The 24,221-nt window shown below is 71.1% G+C and carries 15 protein-coding genes; 13 read left to right on the top strand and 2 right to left on the bottom strand.

Features of this window, described 5'->3' with window-relative positions; all coding sequences use genetic code 11:
* Positions 1–288 precede the first annotated feature (288 nt).
* The 9 genes from ACIP8Z_RS28180 to ACIP8Z_RS28220 all read left to right on the top strand — a co-directional run bounded on the left by ACIP8Z_RS28180 (position 289) and on the right by ACIP8Z_RS28220 (position 18,020).
* Positions 289–1,701, top strand: coding sequence for a peptidase C39 family protein (locus ACIP8Z_RS28180; protein WP_402088178.1), 1,413 nt, complete (start codon positions 289–291; stop codon positions 1,699–1,701).
* Between the two features lie 184 nt (positions 1,702–1,885).
* Complete coding sequence (locus tag ACIP8Z_RS28185) at positions 1,886–3,895, top strand: RNase A-like domain-containing protein (protein WP_402088181.1); 2,010 nt, start codon at positions 1,886–1,888, stop codon at positions 3,893–3,895.
* A 44-nt stretch (positions 3,896–3,939) separates the two neighbouring features.
* On the top strand, positions 3,940–4,599 hold the full coding sequence (locus ACIP8Z_RS28190; protein ID WP_402088184.1) for a hypothetical protein: 660 nt from the start codon (positions 3,940–3,942) through the stop codon (positions 4,597–4,599).
* Between the two features lie 203 nt (positions 4,600–4,802).
* Positions 4,803–13,658: a SpvB/TcaC N-terminal domain-containing protein gene (locus tag ACIP8Z_RS28195; RefSeq protein ID WP_402088187.1), complete on the top strand. Its 8,856-nt coding sequence runs from the start codon at positions 4,803–4,805 to the stop codon at positions 13,656–13,658.
* A gap of 15 nt (positions 13,659–13,673) precedes the next feature.
* Entirely contained in the window at positions 13,674–13,985 is a 312-nt protein-coding gene (locus ACIP8Z_RS28200) for a hypothetical protein (RefSeq protein ID WP_402088190.1), read from the top strand.
* A 152-nt stretch (positions 13,986–14,137) separates the two neighbouring features.
* Positions 14,138–15,379, top strand: a complete 1,242-nt coding sequence (locus ACIP8Z_RS28205; RefSeq protein WP_402088193.1) for a hypothetical protein — start codon at positions 14,138–14,140, stop codon at positions 15,377–15,379.
* Positions 15,380–15,680: 301 nt separating this feature from the next.
* Entirely contained in the window at positions 15,681–15,836 is a 156-nt protein-coding gene (locus tag ACIP8Z_RS28210) for an SCO1431 family membrane protein (RefSeq protein WP_402088196.1), read from the top strand.
* Between the two features lie 378 nt (positions 15,837–16,214).
* Complete coding sequence (locus tag ACIP8Z_RS28215) at positions 16,215–17,390, top strand: acyl-CoA dehydrogenase family protein (protein WP_402088198.1); 1,176 nt, start codon at positions 16,215–16,217, stop codon at positions 17,388–17,390.
* A gap of 66 nt (positions 17,391–17,456) precedes the next feature.
* The gene (locus tag ACIP8Z_RS28220) at positions 17,457–18,020 is read left to right on the top strand and encodes a dihydrofolate reductase family protein (protein WP_402088201.1); all 564 of its coding nucleotides are present in this window, start codon (positions 17,457–17,459) and stop codon (positions 18,018–18,020) included.
* A gap of 148 nt (positions 18,021–18,168) precedes the next feature.
* On the opposite strand, the gene ACIP8Z_RS28225 is transcribed toward ACIP8Z_RS28220, so the two are convergent.
* Positions 18,169–18,516: a hypothetical protein gene (locus ACIP8Z_RS28225; protein ID WP_402088203.1), complete on the bottom strand. Its 348-nt coding sequence runs from the start codon at positions 18,514–18,516 to the stop codon at positions 18,169–18,171.
* A 160-nt stretch (positions 18,517–18,676) separates the two neighbouring features.
* Here ACIP8Z_RS28225 and ACIP8Z_RS28230 point away from each other — a divergent pair, with 160 nt between their 5' ends.
* Together ACIP8Z_RS28230 and ACIP8Z_RS28235 are read left to right on the top strand one after the other, a co-directional pair.
* Positions 18,677–19,813, top strand: a complete 1,137-nt coding sequence (locus ACIP8Z_RS28230) for a hypothetical protein (RefSeq protein ID WP_402088205.1) — start codon at positions 18,677–18,679, stop codon at positions 19,811–19,813.
* A gap of 10 nt (positions 19,814–19,823) precedes the next feature.
* The gene (locus ACIP8Z_RS28235; protein WP_402088207.1) at positions 19,824–20,915 is read left to right on the top strand and encodes a phosphotransferase family protein; all 1,092 of its coding nucleotides are present in this window, start codon (positions 19,824–19,826) and stop codon (positions 20,913–20,915) included.
* A 34-nt stretch (positions 20,916–20,949) separates the two neighbouring features.
* Here ACIP8Z_RS28235 and ACIP8Z_RS28240 read toward each other — a convergent pair whose 3' ends face one another.
* Positions 20,950–21,318 (bottom strand): hypothetical protein, encoded by a 369-nt coding sequence (locus ACIP8Z_RS28240; RefSeq protein ID WP_266963850.1) that lies wholly within the window; start codon positions 21,316–21,318, stop codon positions 20,950–20,952.
* A gap of 225 nt (positions 21,319–21,543) precedes the next feature.
* Between ACIP8Z_RS28240 and ACIP8Z_RS28245 the strand changes: the two genes are divergently transcribed.
* Both ACIP8Z_RS28245 and ACIP8Z_RS28250 read left to right on the top strand, forming a co-directional pair.
* Complete coding sequence (locus tag ACIP8Z_RS28245; protein WP_017242178.1) at positions 21,544–21,984, top strand: Lrp/AsnC family transcriptional regulator; 441 nt, start codon at positions 21,544–21,546, stop codon at positions 21,982–21,984.
* A gap of 144 nt (positions 21,985–22,128) precedes the next feature.
* A complete protein-coding gene (locus tag ACIP8Z_RS28250; protein WP_402088210.1) occupies positions 22,129–23,772 on the top strand; it encodes an amidohydrolase in 1,644 nt (547 codons plus the stop codon).
* Positions 23,773–24,221: the final 449 nt, after the last annotated feature.

Consider the following 24,221-nt stretch of genomic DNA (forward strand, 5'->3'; position numbering starts at 1 on the left):
ACCAATATTGGTGCGGCGACGCGTGGCGAAATGCTGGCGGAGGCGTGGCGCGAGCCGCGATAGTGGGGCGCGCGGCCCGTCCGCGCACCCCGCGGGCTCCCGTTGCCCGGAGCTCCGGACGCCCGCGTGCCCGCCCGCCCACAGGCCCGCCCCGGCGTGCCGCCCCGGCCGCCCGCCCGCCTCCGAACGCGGTCTGCCACTCGCCCGCTCGCCCCGCCCCACCCACCCGCTCACCCGGCTCGTCCACAGGTTCGTACGCCCACCGTTCTCGACTGGGGGTCACCGTCCATGACCAGCTCCACCCCGCGCAGAACCGTTCTCGCAGCGGCCCTCGCGGCCGCCGGGTCGGCGGCCACGGCCGCTCCCGCCGTGGCCGCCGTCCCCGACCGTGCCGCCGACCGCCCACCCGAGGCCCCCGGCGCGGTCCCGGCCTCCGCCGAGGAAGCGGGACGGGGCCACGCGCCCGCGCCCGGCCTCGTCGACAACCGCTTCTGGTCCTCGTACACGGACTGGAGGTGCGGCAGCGCGGCCGGCACGAAGGCGGTCGCCGGACTCCGTCCGGGCCTGGTCCTCGACACCCCGGCCGGGGTCACCGACTACACCGACCCGCACACCGGGCGGACCTCCGCGTGGGAGTACGCCGTCTGGACCTCGCCGGTGCACACCCCGGCCGTGCCCGCCACCGAGGTCATCGCCTCCTGGAACGCCCGCACGCCGCCCGGCACCTGGCTCCAGGTCGAGCTGTCCGGCACGTACACCGACGCGACCGCCACCCCCTGGTACGTCCTGGGCCGCTGGGCCTCCGGGGACGACGACATCCGGCGGACCTCGGTCGACGACCAGACCGACGGCAGGAGCACCGTCTGGACCGACACGTTCGCGATCGACGACGCGACGAGCGGGCTGCGGCTGGCCTCGTACCGCCTGCGGTTGACCCTCCACCGCATCCCGGGCAGCGGTCTCACGCCCACGGTCTGGCGGCTCGGCGCGATGGCCTCGGACATCCCGGACCGCTTCACCGTCCCGGCCTCCGCGCCGGGCCTGGCGCGCGAGCTGGCCGTGCCGCGCTACTCGCAGAACACCCACGTCGGGCAGTACCCCGAGTACGACAACGGCGGCGAGGCGTGGTGCAGCCCGACCTCCTCCCAGATGATCGTCGAGTACTGGGGGCGCCGGCCGTCGGCCGAGGAGCTGTCCTGGGTGAACCCGGACTTCGCCGACCCCCAGGTCTGCCACGCGGCCCGCTTCACGTTCGACCACCAGTACGAGGGCTGCGGCAACTGGCCCTTCAACGCCGCCTACGCGGCCACGTACCCGGACATGAACGCCGTGGTCACCCGGCTGAGCTCGCTCACCGAACTGGAGAGCCTGATCCGGGCCGGCGTCCCGGCCATAACGTCCCAGTCCTTCCTCAAGGAGGAACTGACCGGGGCCGGGTACGGCACCTCCGGCCACCTCATGACCGTCATCGGCTTCACGGCGGACGGCGACGTCATCGCGAACGACCCCGCCTCGCCGAGCAACGAGGCCGTCCGCCGGGTCTACCGGCGGCGCGAGTGGGAGAACATCTGGCTGCGGACCAAGCGCTACGACGCGAACGGCAAGGTCAGAAGCGGTACGGGCGGTGTCTGCTACATCTTCTGGCCGGTCGAGCCGGCACCGAGCCGGCATCGTGCGCTGCGGTCGCTCGGCTTGCTGTGAGCATGGGCGGCCCCCGGCCGGCACCGTGCTCACCGGGCACCGTAGCGACGAATGATCATGACCTGCGGTAACGGTCTACCCTCGGCGGCGACCACGTGCGCCGCGTCATGCGCACGGCATCGACGGCAGCGGATTCGCTGCCAGGGGGAGCGCGGGCCCAGGGGGCCCGCGCCGTAAGGAACGCATGCATCAGCACATCAAACAGAAGATCGTCACGCTCGTCACCGTCCTGTGCCTGACCGTCGTCGGCGGCGCGGGCACCGCGGCGGCGGCCGGGCAGGCCGAGCGGGAACCCACGCTGCTGGAGATCGCGGCACGGTTCTCGCGGTACTCCCAGTGCGGTGAGCAGCCGCTGCTCGAACGGCCGAAGTGCTACAAGGAGTTCGCGCTCACGTCCGTCAAGATCGGCGTCGGCGTGGGGCTCTATCTCTTCATCTCGCAGAAGGCGATGCTGGACGGCGGCAAGTCGTTCGTCGCGTTGAACAAGGAACTCCGGGCGCTCGACAGCCTGCAGCCGCTCGCCCTGCTGGATTCGGACAAGGAGACGGATCCCGAGAAGAGGCGGCAGATCCTGGAGCAGACGGTCAAGGCGCTCAAGGCGTCCAAGCCGCACCTGGACAGGCTCCGCGACAACCTGGTGGACGCCTCACGGATCCTCGGCGATCACAACGACTCCGTCCTGGCCCTCGTGCTGCTCACCCTCGCGGCCCCGGAGTACCACCAGCCTCCCAGGCCCCTGCCGGACCACGATGTCGAGATCCTGGACATCGGCGGCTTCTTCAAGGACATCAACAAGGCCCTCGACCAGACCATCGCGGGCATGGACCAGATGAACGCCGGCCTCGACCAGATGAACGACGCGATGGTCGACGTCAACCGGGGCATCGACCAGGTCAACAAGGGCCTGACCCAGGCCAACAAGGGCATGAAGGAGCTCAACAAGGGCGTCGCCCAGGCCAACAAGGGCATGGAGCAGACGAAGAAGGCGGTCTCCGACTTCACCAAGGCGGCGGACCGCCTCCACGAACTGCCGGACATCGAATTCGACTTCTCGAAGATCGCCGACAACATCGGCGCGAACGGCATGTCACCCGCGGAACTCGCCGCGCAGGAGCGCAGGATGTCCCTGCTGCTCGACCTGCTGCCGGGCATCGGCGACGGCAAGGGGATTCTGGACGCCCTCACCGGCAAGGACTCCGGCACGGGCGAGCAACTGACCACCACGGACCGGATCCTGGGCTCGCTCGCGCTGCTGCGCTGGCTCAAGACCGGCGGCAAGCTCATCCCCGACGACATCCGCTCCGCCCGCAAGGCCGACGACGTCTTCGCGTGCAACAGCTTCCCGGCGGACACGCGGGTCCTGATGGCGGACGGATCGCACCGGAAGATCCAGGATGTCCGGAAGGGCGACCTGGTCCTGGCGACCGAAGCCGGCGGTGCCATGGAGCCGACCGAGCCCCGGCCGGTCCTGTCGGTGCCGTTCACCTCTTCCCTGACGGACAAGACGTTCGTACGTCTCACGGTCGCCGCGGGCGACGGCACGGAGTCGTCCGTCACGTCCACCGAGGGCCACCGGTACTGGCTGCCCGAGCGCCGGTCCTGGGTGTCCGCCGGCGCCGTGGTGGCGGGCGACCGTCTGCGGACAGCGGAGGGCGCGCGGGTCGTGGTGACCGCGACGACCCGGTTCGCCGGGCACCAGGACACGTACGACCTCGACGTGAGCGGCATCGACAGCTACTACGTGGAGGCCGGCACCGAGGACGTCCTCGTCCACAACTGCACCGACCTGGGGCGTGCCCAGCGTCTGTTCCCGGGCGTCGCGCACACTCTCGACGAGCATGTCGACGTGGACCTGCAGCAGATGAAGAACCTGGCGATCAAGAAGACCGAGAAGATCGGCAGGCCTACGCCCAGCTCGCGGTGGTCGAGCGCGGACCTGGCGCAGAAGGCGGTCAACCAGCTCGTCGACGAGAACAAGGCCCGCATCGAGAAGTGGGTACGGGACTCCGGAAAGCCCGGAAAGCCCCAGCAGCTCACGCTGACGGGGACGTACGGGACCGGGTCGCTCGGTGACAGTGTCGACCACCTCGGCAAGCATACGAAGACGACGAGCAACCGCTTCTCCGTGACTCTGGCCGTGAAGCAGGGCCACAAGCCCGGCGGCTTCTACGTCCTGACCGCCTACCCGCTGTGACGAGGAGCAGTTCCGTGCACAACCCGGAAGCTCAGCATGAGTGGTTGGACTTCGACTTCGGTGTGACCGCGCTGGGGGCCTCCTTCCACGGGGACTGGGTCCTCGACGCCGAGGACGAACTGGATCATGTCCGGGCGTACCTCGGCGCCCCGGAGGGCGACCCCGTGGGCCTCGCCCTCCTCATCGAGGACATCCTGCGGCTGCGGGACTCCGGTCTCGACGGTGAGGAGCTCAACCTGCTGTGGCGGTCCACGGACCCGCCGTACGGCGGCTCGCCGGAGATCCGGGGCGCCGAGCGTGCGTGGCTGGAGCGGCTCCTCGACGTGGCCGTGCCCCTCGCGCGTTCGAGTGGCGCGTCGGAGGCCGACCGCTCCTCGTACCCCGCGTGCGGGGCGGCCGGGCAGTGTGCGGTGGCGGTGGAGCATCGGCGGCTGGCGGCCGAGGTGGTGGAGGTGGTGGAGCTGGTCGCGAGCCTCGACCGGCGGCCGGACCGTAGCCATGTGCCGCCGGCACCGGTGCGGGACGCTCTCGTGCGCTGCGCCGAGACGGTGTGTTCGGAGCTGGCGTTCCGTTTCCTGCTGAGGGCCGCTGACGAGCTCTGCTCAAGCCTGTCGCCCGAGACGTACCGTCGCCTTGAGCGGCTCGGCTCGGCGTTCGGGTACGGTCCGCACGTCGTGGACGCGGTTCGCTATCTCGTGGCCTGACCGTCAGCGGGCGGGTCGGTCAACGGGCGGGTGGGCGAAGGGAGCCCGCCCGCCCGTTGCCGGATCGTGACCGGGCGGACCGGTCTTGTCCAGAAAGCCTGTACGAACGACGCGGCTCGCGATCTACCGTTCGGTAGTACAGGGGGCGGCGGTCGTCGGATGACCCGTGCTCCGGGGACGTCCGGCGGTACGGGGGCTCTTTGATGACTGTCCAGCGCGTGGTCCGCAGACGGACGGGCGTGATCATCCTCCTGGCCATGGTGCTCACCATGTCCGGGCTGACCTCGCCCGAACTGCTGCGCAGCGCCGCCGCGTCGGTGCCGGACGCCGGGTCGGCGGTCAACGGCCCGGAGGGGCCGGAGGGCACGTCGTTCAACCCGAACCAGATCAAGGACGTCAAGGCGGCCGACCCCGGCTCCGGGGTGAACCTGGTCGAGGCGCCCTCGGCGAACAACAGCGGCGACGCGCGGTTGTCGTACCCGCTGGAGGTGCCGAAGGGCCGCGCGGGCCTGGAGCCCAGTCTGGCCGTCACCTACAACTCGTCGGGGACGAACGGGTGGCTCGGCGTCGGGTGGGACCTCGCCACCCCCATGGTCACGGTCGACACCCGATGGGGTGTGCCCCGCTACGACGCCGGACTGGAGACCGAGACCTACCTGCTCAACGGCGAGCAGCTGACCCCGGTGGCGCACCGGAGCGCGTTGCGGGCACGCACCGCCGAGAAGGTGTTCCACACCCGGGTGGAGGGCCGGTTCGACCGGATCGTGCGCCACGGTGACAGCCCCACCAACTACTGGTGGGAGGTCACCGACAAGCAGGGTGTCCGCACGCTCTTCGGCGGCACGGCCGACAGCACGCTGGCCGACGGCACGGGCCGCGTCGCCACCTGGGCGGCGCGCGAGACCCGCGACGGCAACGACAACGTCCTGCGCTACCGGTACGCCAAGGTGGCCGACGGCGGCACGGCGGGCTCCACGGTGCCGGGCAGCGACCTGTACCCGCGGAAGATCACCTACACCGGCCGCGGCGACACCGACGGCAGGTACTCGGTGACGTTCATCCGGGACCGTGAGCGCGGCGAGCCCCGCCGGCCGGACGTGCGGATCGACGCCACGTACGGGTTCAAGAAGGTCACCGCCGACCTGCTGCGGCGCGTCGAGGTCAAGCTGGACGACCAGCTGATCCGCGCCTACGAGCTGAACTACCGGACCGGCGCGTTCGCCAAGACGCTGCTCACCTCGGTGTCGCAGTTCAGCGAGGGCAACGAGCTGTTCAACACCCACACGTTCGACTACTTCGACGACGTGCGCGACCCGTCGGGCACCTACAACACCTTCGCCGACGCGGCGGGTTGGTCGGTGCCGGACGACGACCTCGGGGTGAACATCCGCGAGGGCGAGGCCAGCGCGATCTCGGCGAACACGTCGGTCGGCTTCGGCGCGCACCTGTTCGCCGGCTACAACGTGCAGGGACTCCCGACCAAGGAGGGATCCGTCGGGCTGAAGGTCGGGTTCAACGCCGGCCAGTCCGACGGCCTGTCGACGCTGACCGACGTGAACGGCGACAACCTGCCGGACAAGGTGTTCCGCAGGAACAAGGACGTGTTCTACCGGCCCAATCTGGCCACACCGGGCGGTGCGCCGAAGTTCGGCGACACGCCGATCAAGCTCACCGGCCTCCCGGGAATCTCGACCGAGCGCACGCTGTCCGGCACCATCGGCGTCGAGTCGTACGTCCTCACCACCTCGGCCCAGCTGGACTTCGTGGGCACCACGACCACCTCGGACCGGTTCTTCGGCGACGTCAACGGCGACGGCATAGCCGACCTGGTCAACAACGGCGGCGTGCTGTTCGGCTACCTGGACGCGAACGGGCGACCCGCCTACAGCGCGGACTCCACCCGCACCCCGGTGCCGATCGGGGGCGGCACGGTGACCGGCGAGATCGTCGGCGATCAGACCGCGCAGTTCAACCAGCAGGTGGACAACTCGCCGCTGCTCGACACGGTGCGCCGCTGGGTCGCGCCGTACGACGGCACCGTCCGCGTGGACGGCCGCGTGCAGCTGACGCAGGACCCCTCCCCGGCACGGGCGGCCTCCACCAAGGCCGACGGCGTGCGGGTCACCATCCAGCACAAGGACACCGAACTCTGGGCGCAGCGGATCGGCCCCGACGACCACACCGAGTTCACCCCGGGCAATGTGGCGTCGATCCCGGTGAGGAAGGGCGACGCGCTCTACTTCCGCACCCAGTCCATTCTGGACGGCACGTACGACACCGTGGCGTGGGACCCGGCGATCACCTACACCGACCTGCCGGCCGGCACGGACGCGAACGGGTTGACGGACACCGTGTTCCGCGCGTCGGCCGACTTCACCTTCGGTGGCAGGCCGTCCCTGGTGACCGTGCCGGTGAACGGCACGCTGCGGCTGACCGGTGACGTGGTCAAGAACAAGGCGACCTCCGACGACGTGACCGTCGTGATCGAGAAGGGCAACGGCGTCCACCCCGGCGCTGAGGTGTTCCGCAAGGTGCTGCCCGCCGCGTCGACCGGCACCACCGCGATCGACGTGAGCATCCCGGTCAGAACGTTCGAGAAGATGTCGTGGAAGCTGAAGACCGACTCCCCGATCGACGCCTCGGCGGTGACCTGGGCGCCGAAGGCGCACTACACGGCCGCGCAGGGGGTCGAGTCGGTCGTCGACGCCGCGGGCGATCCCACGCTGGTGATCACCCCGCCGTACGACCAGGACATGTTCCCGGCGAACACCCTCACCGCGCCGCAGCAGTCCTACAAGGCGACCAGGACCGGCCAGTTGAAGGTGCGGCCCAAGGTCTCCCTCAACTTCAACCTCCTCGGTGACGCCAAGATCGCGCTCACGGTGAAGAAGCGCGGCGGGCAACTGCTCGGCAAACGGGTCTTCCAGGCCAAGGACACCTCCCCCTTCGGTGGCCCGAACCTGGACCTGACCGTGCCGGTCACCGCCGGCGACGACCTCTACATCGACTACTCCACGACCGAGACCGGACTGCTCGGCCTGCTCGTCTCGCAGTCCGCGTCGGTCACCTACGACGTGACCTCGGCCTGGCCGACCTTCACCCCGGCGCCCAGCGCCATGCACGCTTCCGTCGGACAGGGCGCCTTCGCCCAGCCCTACCGCGGCTGGGGCGTGATCGGCTACCAGGGCAACCGCGACCGCGCCACCCAACCGCTCAAGCAGGCCGAACTCACGCTGGACCAGAGCTTCAGGAACGCGCTTCCCAAGGAGCCCAAGGAAGCGGACGTCGCGCCTTTCGCCGCGAACCCCCGGCTCACCATGCCGCGGCTCGCGGTGTTCGCCCCCGTGCCCGCCAAGGGCGGCTGGGCCGCCCAGGACGAGTCCTCCTGGATCACCGCCGCGATGGCGACCAGCTCCCGCCTCGGCGCGGACACCATCGACATCGTCACCGACGCCGACGTGGCGGGCGACCGGGCGGTGATGCGCCGCGGTGTCACCGGCCAGGTGTCGGCCACCCTCGCGGCGGGCCCGTTCGGCGGCACCGTGGTCGGCGGGATCACCGCGGGTTCGGTCGACTACCTCGACCTCAACGGTGACAGCTACCCCGACGTCGTGGGCGCCAAGGAGATCCAGTTCTCCGACATGACCGGCGCGCTCGGCGCCACACGCGGCACCCTCGGCGGCAACGTCCGCGAGGCGGACAACGTCTCCGGCAACGTGTCGCTCTCCGCGGGCAGCGAGACCGCCACCATCGCGAGCGCCCTGGGCATGGCCGCACCCGACGCGGGCACCAGCGCCAACACCGCCACCACCGGCGCGGTCCAGCCGTCGCTCGGCATCGGCGGCAGCCTCGGCGGCGGCGAGTCCGACGTCCGCGTCGACCTGATCGACATCAACGGGGACGGGCTGCCGGACAAGGTGTTCGGCAACGGCGACGTCCAGTTGAACCTCGGCTACTCCTTCGCCGCCCGCGAACCCTGGCCGGCCGGACCGATCAACGACGCGTCCACCCGCAACGTCGGCGTCAACCTCGGGTTCAACGTCGACCGCTACGGCTTCGCCGGCGGTGTCTCCGCCGAGCTGGGAACCTCGTTCACCCACGCGAGCATGACGGACGTCAACGGCGACGGCCTCACCGACCGGGTGTTCACCGACGGGGCCAACCCGATCAAGGTCGCGGTCAACACCGGCACCGGCTTCACCGCGCCCACCCCCTTCCGCGGCAGCTTCCCCGACATCGCCGTCGACAAGAACGCCAGTCTCGGCGGGGGCGTCTACTTCACCGTCGGCCTGCCCACTCCCGTCGGCGTCTTCGTCTTCAACCCCGGCGTCAACGCGTCCACCGGCATCAGCCGGGCCGAAACCAGCCTGCGGGACGTCAACGGCGACGGCCTGGCCGACCACGTCAAGTCCACCCGGGACGACGAACTCCTGGTCGCGGTCAACAAGACCGGGCGCACCAATCTGCTGCGCTCGGTCAGCCGGCCGATGGGCGCCCGTATCGACCTGGACTACACCCGGTCGGGCAACACCGCCGACATGCAGGCGAGCCGCTGGGTGCTCTCCCGCACCTCGGTGTTCGACGGGCTCGCCGGTGATGGTGCCGACACCCGTCGGACCACCTTCCGCTACGAGCGGGGCCAGTACGACCGGCTGGAGCGCGAGTTCCTCGGCTTCGGCCGCGTGGTGACCGAGGACCGCGACACCGGCACGGACGACGCCGTCCGCCGCACGGTGACCGACGAGTACCGCACCGACGGATACGCGAGCCGCGGCCTGCTGACCCGCACACTGACCGAGGACGGCGCCGGCCACCCGTACCGCGAGACACTCCACACCTACCGGCTGCTCGACACCTCGACGGACCAGGAAGCCGACCCGAAGAGCCGGACAGCCACCGTCTTCCCGCAGCTCACCCGCGTCGAGGACAAGTACTACGAAGGCGCGGCCGGCGCAGGGAAATCCACCTCCACCGACCTCTCCTACGACGAGTACGGCAACGTCCTCCGCACCGTCGACAAGGGCGACGAGGGCGCCGCGGACGACCTGGAGACCACCTACGGGTACAGCGGCTCCGACACGCGGTGCCGCGACCGGTACCTCGTCGGCATCGCCGACGCGATATGGCAGAAGGCCGCGGCCACCGGCGCCCTCCTGCGGCACCGTGAATCCACCGTCGACTGCGCGACCGGCGCCGTGGGCCAGATACGCGAGTACCTCGACGACGACACCGCGGCCGTCTCCGACCTGACGTACCACCCGGACGGGAACCTGAGATCGGTCACCGGTCCGGCCAACGCGAAGGGGCAGCGCTACACGCTGGAGTACGGCTACGACACCACCGTCGGCGTGCACATCGAGTCCATCGAGGACAGCTTCGGCTACCGGTCGTCCACGGCGTACAACCTCAAGTACGGCCGGCCGGAGCGGAACACCGACCACAACGGCCAGCCGCTCCGGATGTCCTACGACAGCGTCGGCCGGCTCGACAAGGTGACCGGGCCCTACGAGAAGGACGGCGACCGGGCCACGATCACCTTCGGCTACCACCCCGAGGCGGCCGTCCCGTACGCCACGACCGCGCACCTCGACCGTGCCGCCTCGGGCGTACGCGACGACACCATCGACACCGTCACCTTCACCGACGGCCTCAAGCGTGTCCTGCAGACCAAGAAGGACGCCTCGGTGTCCGCCTCGCCCGGGGCGACGCCCACCCAGGTGATGACGGTCTCCGGCCGGCTGACGTTCGACCACCTCGGCCGCGCCGTGGAGAAGTACTACCCGGTGACCGAGGAGAAGGGAGCCGCGAACACCACGTTCAACGCCTCCTTCGACTCCGTGGCACCCACGAAGGACACCTTCGACGTCCTGGACCGCTCGGTCAGGACCGTGCAACCGGACGGCGTCACCACCAGCACCCGGTACGGCTTCGGCCAGGACCGGGCGGGCACGACCCGCTTCGAGCGGACGGCGACCGACGGAAACGGCAAGGAGCGGCGCACCTACACCGACGTCCGGGGCGCCACCACCTCGGTGAAGGAGTTCAACGGCTCCTCGGCGATCTGGACCAGCTACGCGTACGACCCCTCAGGTCAGGTCACGACGATCACCGACGACAAGAACAACGTCACGCGCGCCGGCTACGACGCTCTGGGACGCCGCGTCTCGTTCGACAGCCCGGACGCCGGGCGCTCCGAGACCCGCTACGACCTCGCCGGGAACGTCACGTCGAAGATCACCGCGAACCTGCGGGCGGCGGGCGAGTCCGTCGAGTACGACTACGAGTACTCGCGGCTGAAGGCCATCCGTTACCCGACGTTCCCGGACAACGACGTCTCTTACGAGTACGGAGCCCCCGGCGCACCGGACAACACGGCCTCGCGCGTCACCGAGGTGCACGACGCGGCGGGAACGGTGAAGCGCGCCTACGGGGCACTGGGCGAGGTGATCAAGGAGACCCGCACCATCACCGCGGTCCGCGACGCCCCGCGCACCTACACCACCGCCTGGCGCTACGACGCCTTCAACCGTGTGCTGCAGATGACCTATCCCGACGGCGAGGTCCTGACCTACGACTACGACTCGGGCGGCCAGGTCGGCCGGGCCACCGGATCCAAGAACGGCACCGGCTACACGTACCTGGACCGGGTCGACTACGACAAGTTCGGGCAGAAGATCCTCCAGCAGACCGGCAACGGGGTCCGCACCACCTACACCTACGACGCCGAGGACCGCCGACTCGGAGCACTGAAGTCCGTGGCCCCGGGCGGAACCGCGTTCCAGAACCTGGGCTACGCGTACGACAGGATCGGCAACATCACCTCGCTGGCGAACGACGCGCCGCAGGGCGGGGACATCGGCGGTCCGAGCAGCCAGACCTACGGATACGACGACCAGTACCGGCTCACCTCCGCGTCCGGCCGGTACACCGACAAGAACAACGCGGTCAACACGTACACGCTGAGCCTGGGCTACGACTCGATCCACAACACCACGAGGAAGTCGCAGACCCACGAGGTCACCGGCGGCACCCCGGCCTTCCCGGTCGGAGGCGGCGGAGCCGGGCCGATCGAACCGGTCGAGGACCCGTCCAACCCGAGCGACGTCCAGGACCGGACCACCTACGACTACACGTACGCCTACGACGGCGCCCGACCGCATGCCCCGACCGAGGTCGGTCCGATCAGCCATGCCTACGACGCCAACGGCAACCTGACAGGCACGGTCAACACCGCTGCCGCCGACAAGCGCCGGCAGTACGTGTGGGACGAGGAGAACCGCCTCGTCTGCAACCAGGACACGGCGACCGGCACCCTCACGCAGGACCCGGGCGGCTGCGCCGGCGCCACCGTCTCCTACGTCTACGACGACAAGGGCGACCGCCTCGTCAAGCGGAGCGAGGACGGGCTCTCGCTGTACCCGAACCGCTACTACAGCGAACGCGACGCCACCGGCTACAAGCACGTCTTCGTCGGCGACAGCCGCGTGACGACCAAGGCCGTCGCGACCACCGGCCCCGAGGACGCCCAGCAGTTCTTCCACGCCGACCACATCGGCTCCTCCGGCTACGTCACCGACAAGCAGGGCAAGGTCACCGAGCACCTGGAGTACTTCCCCTACGGGGAGACCTGGGTGGAGGAACGGACCGGACAGGCGGACACGCCCTACCAGTTCACCGGCAAGGAACTCGACGTCGAGACCGGGCTCTACTACTACGGAGCCCGCTACTACAACCCACGGACCCAGCTCTGGGCGGGCAGCGACCCGGCACTGCCCGACTACCTCGACGGGGACATGGCGGGCGGCATCGCCGAGCCGCGCAACCTCGCCGTCTACACCTACGCCCACAACAACCCGGTCAAGCTCATGGACCCGACCGGCAAGTGGCCGAAGATGCCGTCGTGGAAGACGATCGGCCACACCACCCTCGACGTCGTCGGCATGGTCCCGGTCGTCGGTGAGGTCGGCGACCTGGCCAACGCGGGCTGGTACGCCGCGGAAGGCGACTACGTCAACGCCGGCCTCTCCGCCGCCTCGGCGATCCCGGGCGCGGGCTACGCGGCGAACGCCGCCAAGTACGGCAACAAGGCACTCGACGCCGCACAGGCCGCCAAGACCGCCAACAACGCGGGCGACGCGGCGGCGACGGCCAAGGCGGCCGACACCGCACCCGTACCGAAGGCGGCGGACAGTCCTCCCGCACCCAAACCGGCCGACAGCGGACCCGCCCCCAAGGCCGCGGACACCGGGGGAGGGGGCTGCGGCACCGGCAACAGCTTCACCCCGGACACCAGGGTCGTGATGGCCGACGGCACCCACAAGGCCATCGGCCAGGTACGCATCGGTGACACGGTCACCGCCACCGACCCGGTGACCGGAGAGACCGGCTCGCGCACGGTCACCGCGCTCATCACCGGTGAGGGCGAGAAGAACCTGGTCGAGATCACCGTCACCGCCCCCGGCGGACATCCGGGCAAGGTCGTCGCGACGGACAACCACCCGTTCTGGGCACCCGAACTGGGCAAGTGGCTCTACGCCAAGGAAATCGTCCCCGGCACGCTGCTGCAGACCGGAAACGGCTCCTACACCCAGGTGAGCGCCGTACGCGCGTGGCTCCAGCACAAGCGGGTCCACAATCTCACGGTCGATGAGCTGCATACGTACTATGTGCTGGCGGGGGCGGCCCCGGTTCTCGTTCACAACACGAGCTGCAAGACTGTCGTCGAGAACCAGGCCGGACGGTTCGGCGACATGGATCCCGGTGTGCCGGGTGACGGGCTCACCCCCCACCACATGCCTCAGGATGCGCTTGGGCACCTGCCCAGAAGCGATGGCGGTGCGATCGTGATGACGCATGCGGACCATGCCCTCACCCGCACCTATGGCGCTCGCGGCAGGGCCACCAAGGCTGCGGAGGCTGGGCTTTCATTCCGGACGGTACTCGCCAGAGATATTTGGGACATGCGCCGAATAGGGCAACAGCAGTATGGCGATCCTAGTTACTACAACAAGGGAATCCGGGATCTGCTCGCCTATTACCGGAGCATCGGAAAAATGTAGAAGGGAAAGTGTGGAATGTCGGTTCGGTGTGAGGTCGAGGACCTGATCGGCGCGGGAGCGCTTCCCTCGGAGGACGCTTCCGAGGAGGAAATCGCAGAGGCCCAGCGACTTCTCGAGAACATCGCTGCTCCGGTCTCGGATGAAGAGGCGCAGGAGCTGGCGTTGTGCTTCGGCCCCGACAACTGTTACGGCCTTTCATGGACCTTGCTGCATCTGATCGAAACAGCGCCGGGTGCTCAGCAGGCGAACTACCCGCGGAACGTCGAGAACCCGTGGGTTCAACTGCTCACCGCTCGCGTCGAAGCCGCGCGAGGAAACCGGGAGTAGCGCGCAGTTGAACCTGCAACCGTGGCGCGGTCGCCCTCGGGGGTCAGGTGACGGGCCCCGCGATTGCCCCTGAAGTCGCCGTCCTTCAGCGGGAGATCCGGCGATGTGAGAGCTTCCTCCTCAGTCGGGGAAGGCCACACGAGGAGTTGAGCATGGCTGACGAGATTCAGCTGATCAGTGACGGCGATGGCCTGACGGTCATCGGGAGTCGGTCGGCGGTCGAGCGGTTCCTCGGTTCCGAGAGGCTGCCGTCGAAGGACCTCGGACCGCGGCGGTTCGGATCCGCCCTCGGCAACGCGGCCGGAATCGCGCAGGCGGGTTCCGACGCTGCCGCCCACTCACGGCGCTGGGTGAAGCTGACCAAGGAGTCCGCGCAGCGCATCGACGCGTACGGTCTGCGGGAGAGCGCCACGACAGGTCTCAGCACAGGCGTGCTGAAGGGCGACAGCGGCCAGATCAAGGGATTCGTCGAGTTCGCGAAGAGTTCGGGACCGCTGCGGACCAACCCGGCGCAGCTGGCCGGCATCGCCACGATCATGGCTCAGCTGGCGATGCAGCAGGCCATGGACGAAATCGCCGACTATCTCGCCACGATCGACGAGAAGGTCGACGACGTGCTCCGCGCGCAGAAGGACCTCGCGCTGTCGAACATGATCGGGGTGGACCTCGTGATCGAGGAGGCCATGACCATCCGGGAGACGGTGGGCCGGGTCTCCGAGGTGACCTGGTCGAAGGTGCAGGACACCTCGACGACGATCGCCCAGACCCAGTCGTACGCGCTGTGTCGACTCGACGCGCTCGCGGAGAAGTTGGAGGGCAAGACCAAGATCGGTGAGCTGGCCAAGGCGTCGATGGAGGCCGAGTCCAAGGCTCGGGAGTGGCTCGCTGTTCTCGCGCATTGCTTCCGGCTCCAGGACGCGTTCGCCGTGCTCGAACTCGACCGGGTGCGGGACACGGCTCCGGACGAGCTGGACTCGCATCGCCTCGGGCTGCGGGCCGCCAGGCGGAATCGGACGGATCTCATCGCACGCAGTACCGAGCGCCTGATGGCCCGGATGCACGCGGCCGCCGGTACGGCCAACGCGAAGGTGCTGTTGCACCCGACGACGTCCCGGGACGTGGTGCGGGCGCGCAACGAGGTAGAGGTCGCCGTCGTCGACTTCCACGGGCGGCTCGGGATCGAGCGCGGTCAGGAGTCGTTGGAGGCTCGGCGATGGAAGGACGCGGCTGTCGAGGTGAGGGACAAGGCGCTGGAGAAGGGCGCGGAGAACGTCGACGCCGCCCGCCGCCTCGGCACCGAGACCCTCGGTCGGGCCAGGTCGGCGACGGGCAAGCTCTCCAGCGGCATCGCCGAGCGGGCGCTCCGCCGGCGCGGGGGCGACGAGGAGGCATGACCACGGGCCGCCGTCGGCCCCACGGGCTCTCCTGACACGGGGAGGGGCGGGGGGCCGCGTGGTGAGCGGGGCCCCGCCCCTGCGGAGAACCGTCCGGCTCCGCGCCCGGCGGTACCACGGGAGCGGGAGAGTGGTCTCCGGCACAGGAGCGGTCCGCCGCCTCTGCCTCCCCGACCGGCCCTCGCCCGCGCGGCGCACGGCACGCGCGGCCCCCGGCGTCGTCCGACGCGGTGGCGTGCCCCCGGGGGACGTGACCGACGTCTCTACCCCGGGGCCGCCCCCGTACCGCAAGGTGGTCGGCATGACCTCCGCCTCCGCCTCCGCCACCCGACTCCTCCTCCGCGCCCGCACGGGCGGCCCGAAGGACGACGGGGGCCCCAAGCTCCTCGAACACGTCCTCGGCTGGACCCTGGTCGTCCTGCTCGCCGTGCTCGTCACCCGGGCCGGCCTCATGTGACGTCGGCGGACCGCTCGGACCTGAGCCGGCGCACCGCTCGCGTGGCGTGGGCCCTCCGCTCGGTCTTGAGCCGGCGCACCGCTCGCGTGGCTGGGCGCTCCGCTCGGCCCTGAGCCGGCGACGGCCTGCGTGGCTGGGCCCTCCGCTCGGCCGCGGCGGGCGACCGTGCCCGCCCCCGGCGGCCGTGTGATCCCTCGGCGTCCGTGCCGGCCCCGGCGTCCGTGTGATCCCCCGGCGTCCGTGCTGGCCCCGGCGTCCGTGTGATCCCCCGGTCGCCGGGTGATCCCGATGCCTCGAACGGGCATACTCCCCGCGACCCCGCGCGCGCCCCGCACGCCCGTGCTCGTGCCCGCGCCCGGCAGGGAGGAGCGCCCGGTCATGGCCGACAGCACCCCGGACGGCGTCGAACGCCGGCTGCCCACCGACGAGGCCCGCGAGCTGCTCGCCCTGACGCGGGACATCGCCCGCCGGGAGATCGCCCCGCGCGCCGCCGAGGAGGAGGCCGCCGGACACTTCCCCCGCGAGCTGTTCACCCTGCTGTCCCGATCCGGGCTGCTCGGACTGCCCTACGACCCCGAGCACGGCGGGGGCGGTCAGCCCTACGAGGTCTACCTCCAGGTCCTCGAGGAGCTCGCCGCCGCCCGGCTCACCGTCGGGCTCGGCGTCAGCGTCCACAGCCTCTCCTGTCACGCCCTCGCCCGCTACGGCACCGACGAGCAGCGCGCCGCCCATCTGCCCGCGATGCTGGGCGGCGGCCTGCTCGGCGCGTACTGCCTCTCCGAACCCTCCGCCGGATCGGACGCGGCGGCCCTCCGCACCCGGGCGGTCCGGGACGGCGACGGCGGCGACTGGGTGATCGACGGCACCAAGGCGTGGATCACGCACGGCGGGATCGCCGACTTCTGCACGGTCATGGCCCGGACCGGCGAGGAGGGGGCGCGGGGCATCACCGCCTTCCTGGTGCCGGGTGACGCGCCGGGACTGAGCGCCGCCCCGCCCGAACGCAAGATGGGCATGAAGGGCTCGCCCACGGCGCAGCTCCACTTCGACGGCGTACGGGTCCCCGACGCGCGGCGCCTCGGCGCGGAGGGGCAGGGCTTCGCCATCGCGCTCGACGCCCTGGACTCGGGGCGGCTGGGCATCGCCGCCTGCGCGGTCGGGCTCAGCCAGGCGGCACTGGACGTGGCCCTGGCGTACGCGGTGGAACGCCGCCAGTTCGGCCGGCCGATCGCCGACTTCCAGGGGATCCGCTTCCTCCTCGCCGACATGGCGACCCGGATCGAGGCGGGCCGGGCGCTCTATCTGGAGGCGGCCCGGCTCCGGGACGAGGGGCGGCCCTTCGGCCGCCGCGCGGCGATGGCCAAGCTGTTCTGCTCGGACGCCGCCATGCAGATCACGACGGACGCGGTGCAGGTGCTCGGGGGTTACGGGTACACGGCGGACTTCCCCGTGGAGCGGTATCTGCGGGAGGCGAAGATGCTCCAGATCGTCGAGGGCACGAATCAGATCCAGCGTGTGGTGATCAGCAGATCGCTGCTGAAGGGGGGAAGGTAGCAGGGCAGCCGGACCGCCTTCGCGACGATCTCCGCGCGGGGCTCCCCTTCCCGAGGAGGACTTCTGATGCGCAGCGTGACGTACTCGATGAGCATGTCGCTCGACGGCTACATCGTCGGGCCGGACGGCGGCTTCGACTGGACGGTCCCCGAGGACGAGGTCTTCCGCTTCTGGATCGACGAGATCCGGGGCGTCGGCGTCCATCTGCTGGGGCGGCGGCTGTACGAGACGATGCTGTACTGGGAGACCGCCGACCAGGATCAGTCGCTCGACGACGACGGGCGTGAGTGGATCGAGCTCTGGAATCCGCTTCCGAAGGTGGTCTTCTCCCGCACGCTGACGGAGGTGCGGGGCCATGCCCGCCTCGCCTCCGGTGGGCTGGCGGAGGAGATCGAGCGGTTGCGCGCCGAGCCGGGGGAGGGCGACATCGCGATCGGCGGCGCGACGCTCGCGGCCGAGGCGGCCGAGCTGGGCCTGATCGACGAGTACCAGATCATGGTCTACCCGGTGCTGGTCGGCGGTGGCATTCCGTTCTTCGCCCGGAACGAGCGCCAGGTCGAGCTCGAACTCGTCGAGACGCGCAGGTTCGGCCCCAGGGTCGTGTACCTGCGCTACCGCGTCGCGCGCTAGACCGGCCGATTCGCGCGCGGGCAGCGCGGGCTCACGCTCGAGCCAGGCCATTGCGTGCGAGGGCAGGCCGGATCCACACGCCGGGCAGGCCGGGTCCACCCCTCCGCACCGTGTGTCCGCGTCCGTTCCCGTCAGATCCGGCGGGTGGTCACCGCGCCTCGCCCGGCCGGACCAGAGTCCCGCTGACTCGTACCGTGCGGTCCGCCCAGACGGGGCCGGAGGCGAGCCGCGCCCACTCCTGGTCGCGGTGGCCCGGGAGGGTGCGTCCCTGGCTCGCCCAGAGGGAGAGCACGGCCTTGTAGATGGGCGGGTCGGAGGGGAGGTGGGTCGGCGCGGGCGCCTGCGCCGGTACGGGGACGGGCACCGGTGCGGGCGGATGCGCCGGCGTGGCCGTCGGGGCGGCCGCCGACGGCGGGCGAGGAACCGATTCTTCAAGGCGCGGCTCGGCCTGTCGGTGCCGACCGATTCCGCTGGGGGTCGTGTACAGCGTGGTCATGCCCGGACCAACGCGTCCCGGCGGCCGTGGTCACCGCCGAGGGGATTCGTGCGGCAGTTCGTCCGGTACCCGGTGCACGGCTCTGGCCCCCCGCCGCGAACCTGACGTACCGTCAGTTTCCCTCGCGGAAGACACGCGTTCGCCGACCAGGAGGTCAGCCATGTCCGTGCACCGGCACGTCGACGACCGGCCCGTCGCACTCGACGAATACCCCGTGCACCAGGCCCCGCTCTCGATGAAGCACCACGTCAGCGGCGACCGCAACGCCTACGACCGGTGCATCTTCCACGTCTTCGACCACACCGGCCGCGCCCTGCTCGTCGCCGGTCTCGGGGTCTATCCGAACACCGGGGTCGTCGACGCCTACGCCACCCTCCGCGTCGGTGACCGGCTGCACGCCGTCCGGGCCTCCGACGCGCTCGGCGACGACCGCATGAACCTCTCCGTCGGCCCGTTCACGATCACCGTCGACGAGCCCCTCAAGCGCCTCTCGCTGCGCTGCGCGGCCGATCCGGACGATCCCGAGGGGCTCTCGTACGACCTGAGCTGGACCGGCGACTTCCCCGCCGTCTGGGAACCCCACCACACCCAGCGCCACGGCGGCCGCCTCACCCTGGAAGGCCGCCGCTTCGTCCAGGCCGGCCGCTGCGCCGGCACGATCAGGGCGGGCGGCGAGGAGTTCGCGGTCACGCCGGGGGAGTGGACCGGCACCCGCGACCGCAGCTGGGGCGTCCGCCCGATCCCCGGCGAGGAGCCCGGCCGCGGCGCCGAGTTCCGCCCCGAGGGCTTCCACTGGCTCTGGATCCCGATGCGCTTCGAGGACCGGTTCCTCATGGTCATCGCCCAGGAGGACGCCGACGGCTACCGCACCCTCAACGAGGCCCTGCTCGTACGGAACGGCCACCGCGACACCCAACTCGGCTGGCCCCGAACCGAGATCACGTACCGCACGGGCACCCGCCACCCGGAACGGGCCACCGTCCACCTCACCGACCCGACCGGGAAGCCCCTGGAGATCGGCGTCCACATCCTCGCCTCCTCCCCACTCGCCGTCGGCGCCGGCTACCCGCCCGCCAGCGACTGGCAGCACGGCACCTGGCAGGGCCGCGGCTGGACCGACCGGCGCGTCTACGACCTCACGGACCCGGCGGCCCACCCCATGGCGGCGTACGGCGTCACCGACCACGCCGCCCGCTTCACCCTCGACGGCCACACCGGCTACGGCATCTTCGAGCACGGCTCGTTCGGCCGCCACGACCCCAGTGGCTTCGCCGACCACACGTCGACGGCCCTCTGAGGAGCTTCCCTTGACCTCTGCGCCCCGCCCCCGCACCACCACCCGCGACCCCGAGGAGCTCGGGCGCCGGCTCACCGCCTGGCTGGACCGGCAGCTGCCCGGTGCCCGTGTCACCGGGCTCGCCGTGCCCGGTTCCAACGGCATGTCCAGCGAGACCCTGCTCTTCGACCTGGAGCACCCGGAGGCCCCGGTACGCGGCTGCGCCCTGCGGCTGGCCGCCGACCCCGCGGCGTACACCGTCTTCCCCGTCTACGACATGGCCCGCCAGCACCGGGTCATGCGGCTGGTCGGCGAGCACACCGACATCCCCGTACCGCGTGTGCTGTGGCTCGAAGAGGACCCCGAGCCGCTCGGCGCGCCCTTCTTCGTGATGGCCCACGCCGAGGGCCGGGTCCCGCCGGACGTCATGCCCTACACGTACGAGGGGAACTGGCTGCACGCCGCCACCGACGACGAACGCGCCCTGCTGGAGGCCGAGTCCGTCTCCGTCCTCGCGCGGCTGCACGACCAGTTCCCGGCGAAGGAGGCCGAGTTCCTGCTGCCGGACGGCCCGGGGACGCCGTTGCGTCGTCATGTCGACGCCCAACGCGCCTACTACGCCTGGGTGGTGGAGGGGCTGGCGCCCTCGCCGCTCATCGAGTCGGCCTTCGACTGGCTGGAGGCGCACTGGCCGGCCGACGAGGGCCCGGCCGTCCTCGGCTGGGGCGACGCGCGCATCGGGAACATCGTCTACGACGGATTCGTCCCCGCCGCCGTCCTGGACTGGGAGATGGCGGCCTGCGTCCCGCGCGAGGTCGACCTCGGCTGGGCGGTCTACCTGCACCGCTTCTTCCAGGACCTGACCGTCGGCTTCGGCCAGCCCGGGCTGCCCGGATTCCTGCGGCGCGACGCGGTCGAACGGCGATACGCGGAGCTGACCGGACACACCCCGCGCGACATGGAGTTCCACACCCTCTACGCGGCACTGCGGCACGCGATCGTGATGCTCAGGATCGCGTACCGACAGGCCCACTTCGGCGAGGTCGAGGTACCCGCGGACCCCGACGGCCTGATCCTGCACCACGCCACCCTGGCGGCGATGGTGCGGGGAAGCTACTGGTGAGCGGAGGGGCCCGGAGGCCCCGTCCGGACGGGCCCTAGGCCGCGCGCCGCATCTGCGGCACCCGGATCGGGCGCGAGCCCGGTCCGCCGACGTGCGAGAACGGCTGCGTGCGCCAGTCGAGACCCTGGGGGAGCGTCAGGAGCAGGGCGGTGTCCTGCTCCTGGACCTCCAGGGTGTCGTCGGCGGGGCGGGCCTCGGTCGCCGACAGGCCCGTGCCCGGGCAGACCGTCAGGACGAAGGGGTTCCACGGCGTCGGGCAGAGCGCGTGCTCCGGCAGCGCGTCCTCGTCCGCGAGCAGCGCGATCGGCTGCACGCACTCCGGGCAGATGACCCGGAACATCTCAAAGGTGTCGTACGCGTCGAGCTCTTCGGACGTGTCGACCGAATCAACAGGCTCCTGCATGGAGAATCTCCCCCTCGGGTGGGTCGGCCGGATCTGTACGGCCTCGACCACAGCAAGCACTTCCCATGCGGCCGTCCGCATAATCGTGTGGCAGTACCCGAGGCCGGACGCAAACCTGTGGCGTTCGTCACATGCCCGCCGAGGGTGCCCCGTGATGACCCATACCGCCCGATTGCGGTCGGCCCCGGCGGTGCCGCTCCCCTCCGGGAGCAATAGGGTCACCGCATGGAGGAGCTGGATCGTCAGATCGTCGAGTTGCTCGTCAAGGACGGGCGCATGAGCTACACCGACCTGGGCAAGGCCACGGGCCTGTCCACGTCGGCGGTGCATCAGCGCGTCCGCCGTCTGGAGCAGCGCGGAGTCATCCGCGGCTACGCGGCCGTCGTGGACCCGGAGGCCGTCGGCCTGCCGCTGACCGCCTTCATCTCGGTCAAACCCTTCGACCCCAGCGCCCCCGACGACACCCCCGACCGGCTCGCCGACATCCCGGAGATCGAGGCGTGCCACAGCGTCGCCGGTGACGAGAACTACATCCTCAAGGTCCGGGTCGCCACCCCGCTGGAGCTGGAGCACCTGCTCAGTCGCATCCGCTCCCAGGCCGGCGTCTCCAGCCGCACCACCGTCGTCCTCTCCACCCCGTACGAGGCGCGGCCGCCGCGCATCTGACCGGGACGGCCGCGCGGGGCGGAGCCGTACGACGCGCGCGTGGGTCCGTGCGACGTGTGCGTGAGGGCCGTACGACGCGCGCGTGCGGCCCTCACGGGGGACCTGCCGGACAAACCGGGTCCCGGCAGGTCCTAGCCTGGTCGCATGAGTGAGTCCATGCCTCCTGCGTCTCCCGCCGAACACCGCACCGTGCTGCTGCGCGGTGGAGAAGTCCACAGCCCCGCCGACCCCTTCGCCACCGCCATGGTGGTGGAGCGCGGGCACGTCGCCTGGGTGGGCTCGGAGGGCGCGGCCGACGCCTTCGCGACCGGCGTGGACGAGGTGGTCGACCTGGAGGGCGCGCTCGTCACCCCGGCGTTCGTCGACGCGCATGTCCACACCACCGCCACCGGGTTCGCCCTCACCGGGCTCGACCTGTCCGCCGCCGCCTCGCTCGCCGGGGCGGCGGAGCTGATCCGCGCCCACGCCGCCGCCCGCCCCGATGACCGCATCCTCATCGGGCACGGCTGGGACGCCTCCCGCTGGCCCGAGCGCCGGCCGTTCACCCGCGCCGAGCTCGACGAGCTCACCGGCGGCCGTCCGCTCTACCTCACCCGTATCGACGTCCACTCGGCCGTCGTCACCACCGCCCTCCTGGACCTCGTCCCCGGCGTCCGCGACCTGGACGGCTTCCACGACGGACAGCGGCCGCTCACCGGCGACGCCCACCACGCCGTGCGGGCCGCCGCCTTCGGCGCCGTCTCCGCGCGCCAGCGCACCGAGGCGCAGCGCGCGGCCCGGAGCCGGGCCGCCTCCCTCGGCATCGGCACCCTGCACGAGTGCGGCGGCCCCCGCATCTCCTCCGAGGACGACTTCACCGGCCTCCTGGACCTGGCCCGCGACGAGGCCGGCCCCCGGATCGTCGGTTACTGGGCGGACCTCGACGTCGAGCGGGCCCGCGCCCTCGGCGCCCTGGGCGCGGCCGGCGACCTGTTCGCCGACGGCTCCCTCGGCTCCCACACGGCCTGCCTGCACGAGCCGTACGCCGACCACGCCGACGCCGGCCACACGGGAGCGGCCCACCTGGACGCGGCCACCATCGCCCTCCATGTCGTGGCCTGCACCGAGGCGGGCCTCCAGGCCGGCTTCCACGCCATCGGGGACGCCGCCGTGACGGCCGTCGTCGAGGGGGTCAGGGCGGCCGCCGAGAAGCTCGGCATGGCGAGGATCCGGGCCGCCCGGCACCGCGTCGAGCACGTCGAGATGCTCACCCCCGAGACCGTCGCCGCCTTCGCCGAGCTCGGCCTCACCGCCTCCGTCCAGCCGGCCTTCGACGCGCTCTGGGGCGGCGAGGAGGGCATGTACGCCGACCGGCTCGGCGCCGAGCGGGCCCGCACCCTCAACCCGTACGCGGCGCTGCTGCGCGCCGGTGTGCCGCTGGCCTTCGGGTCGGACAGCCCGGTGACCCCGCTCGACCCCTGGGGCGCCGTCCGGGCCGCCGCCTTCCACCGCACCCCCGAGCACCGGATCTCCGCCCGGGCCGCCTTCACCGCCCACACCCGGGGCGGCTGGCGGGCCGTGGGCCGGGACGACGCGGGGACGCTGGTACCGGGCGCCCCGGCCGACTACGCGGTCTGGCGCACCGAGGAACTCGTCGTCCAGGCCCCCGACGACCGAGTGGCCCGCTGGTCCACCGACCCGCGCTCCGGAACACCCGGTCTGCCCGATCTGTCCCCCGGAGTGGATCTCCCCGTCTGCCTGCGGACGGTCGTGCACGGACAGCCGGTGTTCGTACGGCCGAACGAGTGATGTAGGGATATGTCCCACCCGGGACACCTCTTCCGTACGCTTGTCCCCGACCTGCGGATCTTCCCCTCCGGCCTGGCCTTTTGGGACGTATCCGCAGGTCAAGCGGGTGTTGACAGTCGACCGTCAGGGGCGGGTAGGTTCTCCGCGTCCACCACAGGACGTCCGACCGGACAGCATCTCCACGCATTCGCCGAACGCCGCCCGCGCCTCGGCCGCGAGGGAAGGTTTCTCCGGCGGAAGGTGCGACCCGGGTGGGGCCCGGACGTTCAGTAGACAACGGCTTTCGGTCGATCCGCCGCCAGCGGATCCCGGGTCGGACCGAAGGACGACGGGCCCCGCACCGCACGTCAGGCGGGTGTACGGCGCCCCCCCGCACCGCACGTCACACGGGCGTTCGGCCCCGCCGGGCCACCGTCCCACCTGCGATCCGGCCCCGCCGTGCCGCCGCG

Source organism: Streptomyces sp. NPDC088553, assembly GCF_044752965.1.
GTDB lineage: Bacteria > Actinomycetota > Actinomycetes > Streptomycetales > Streptomycetaceae > Streptomyces.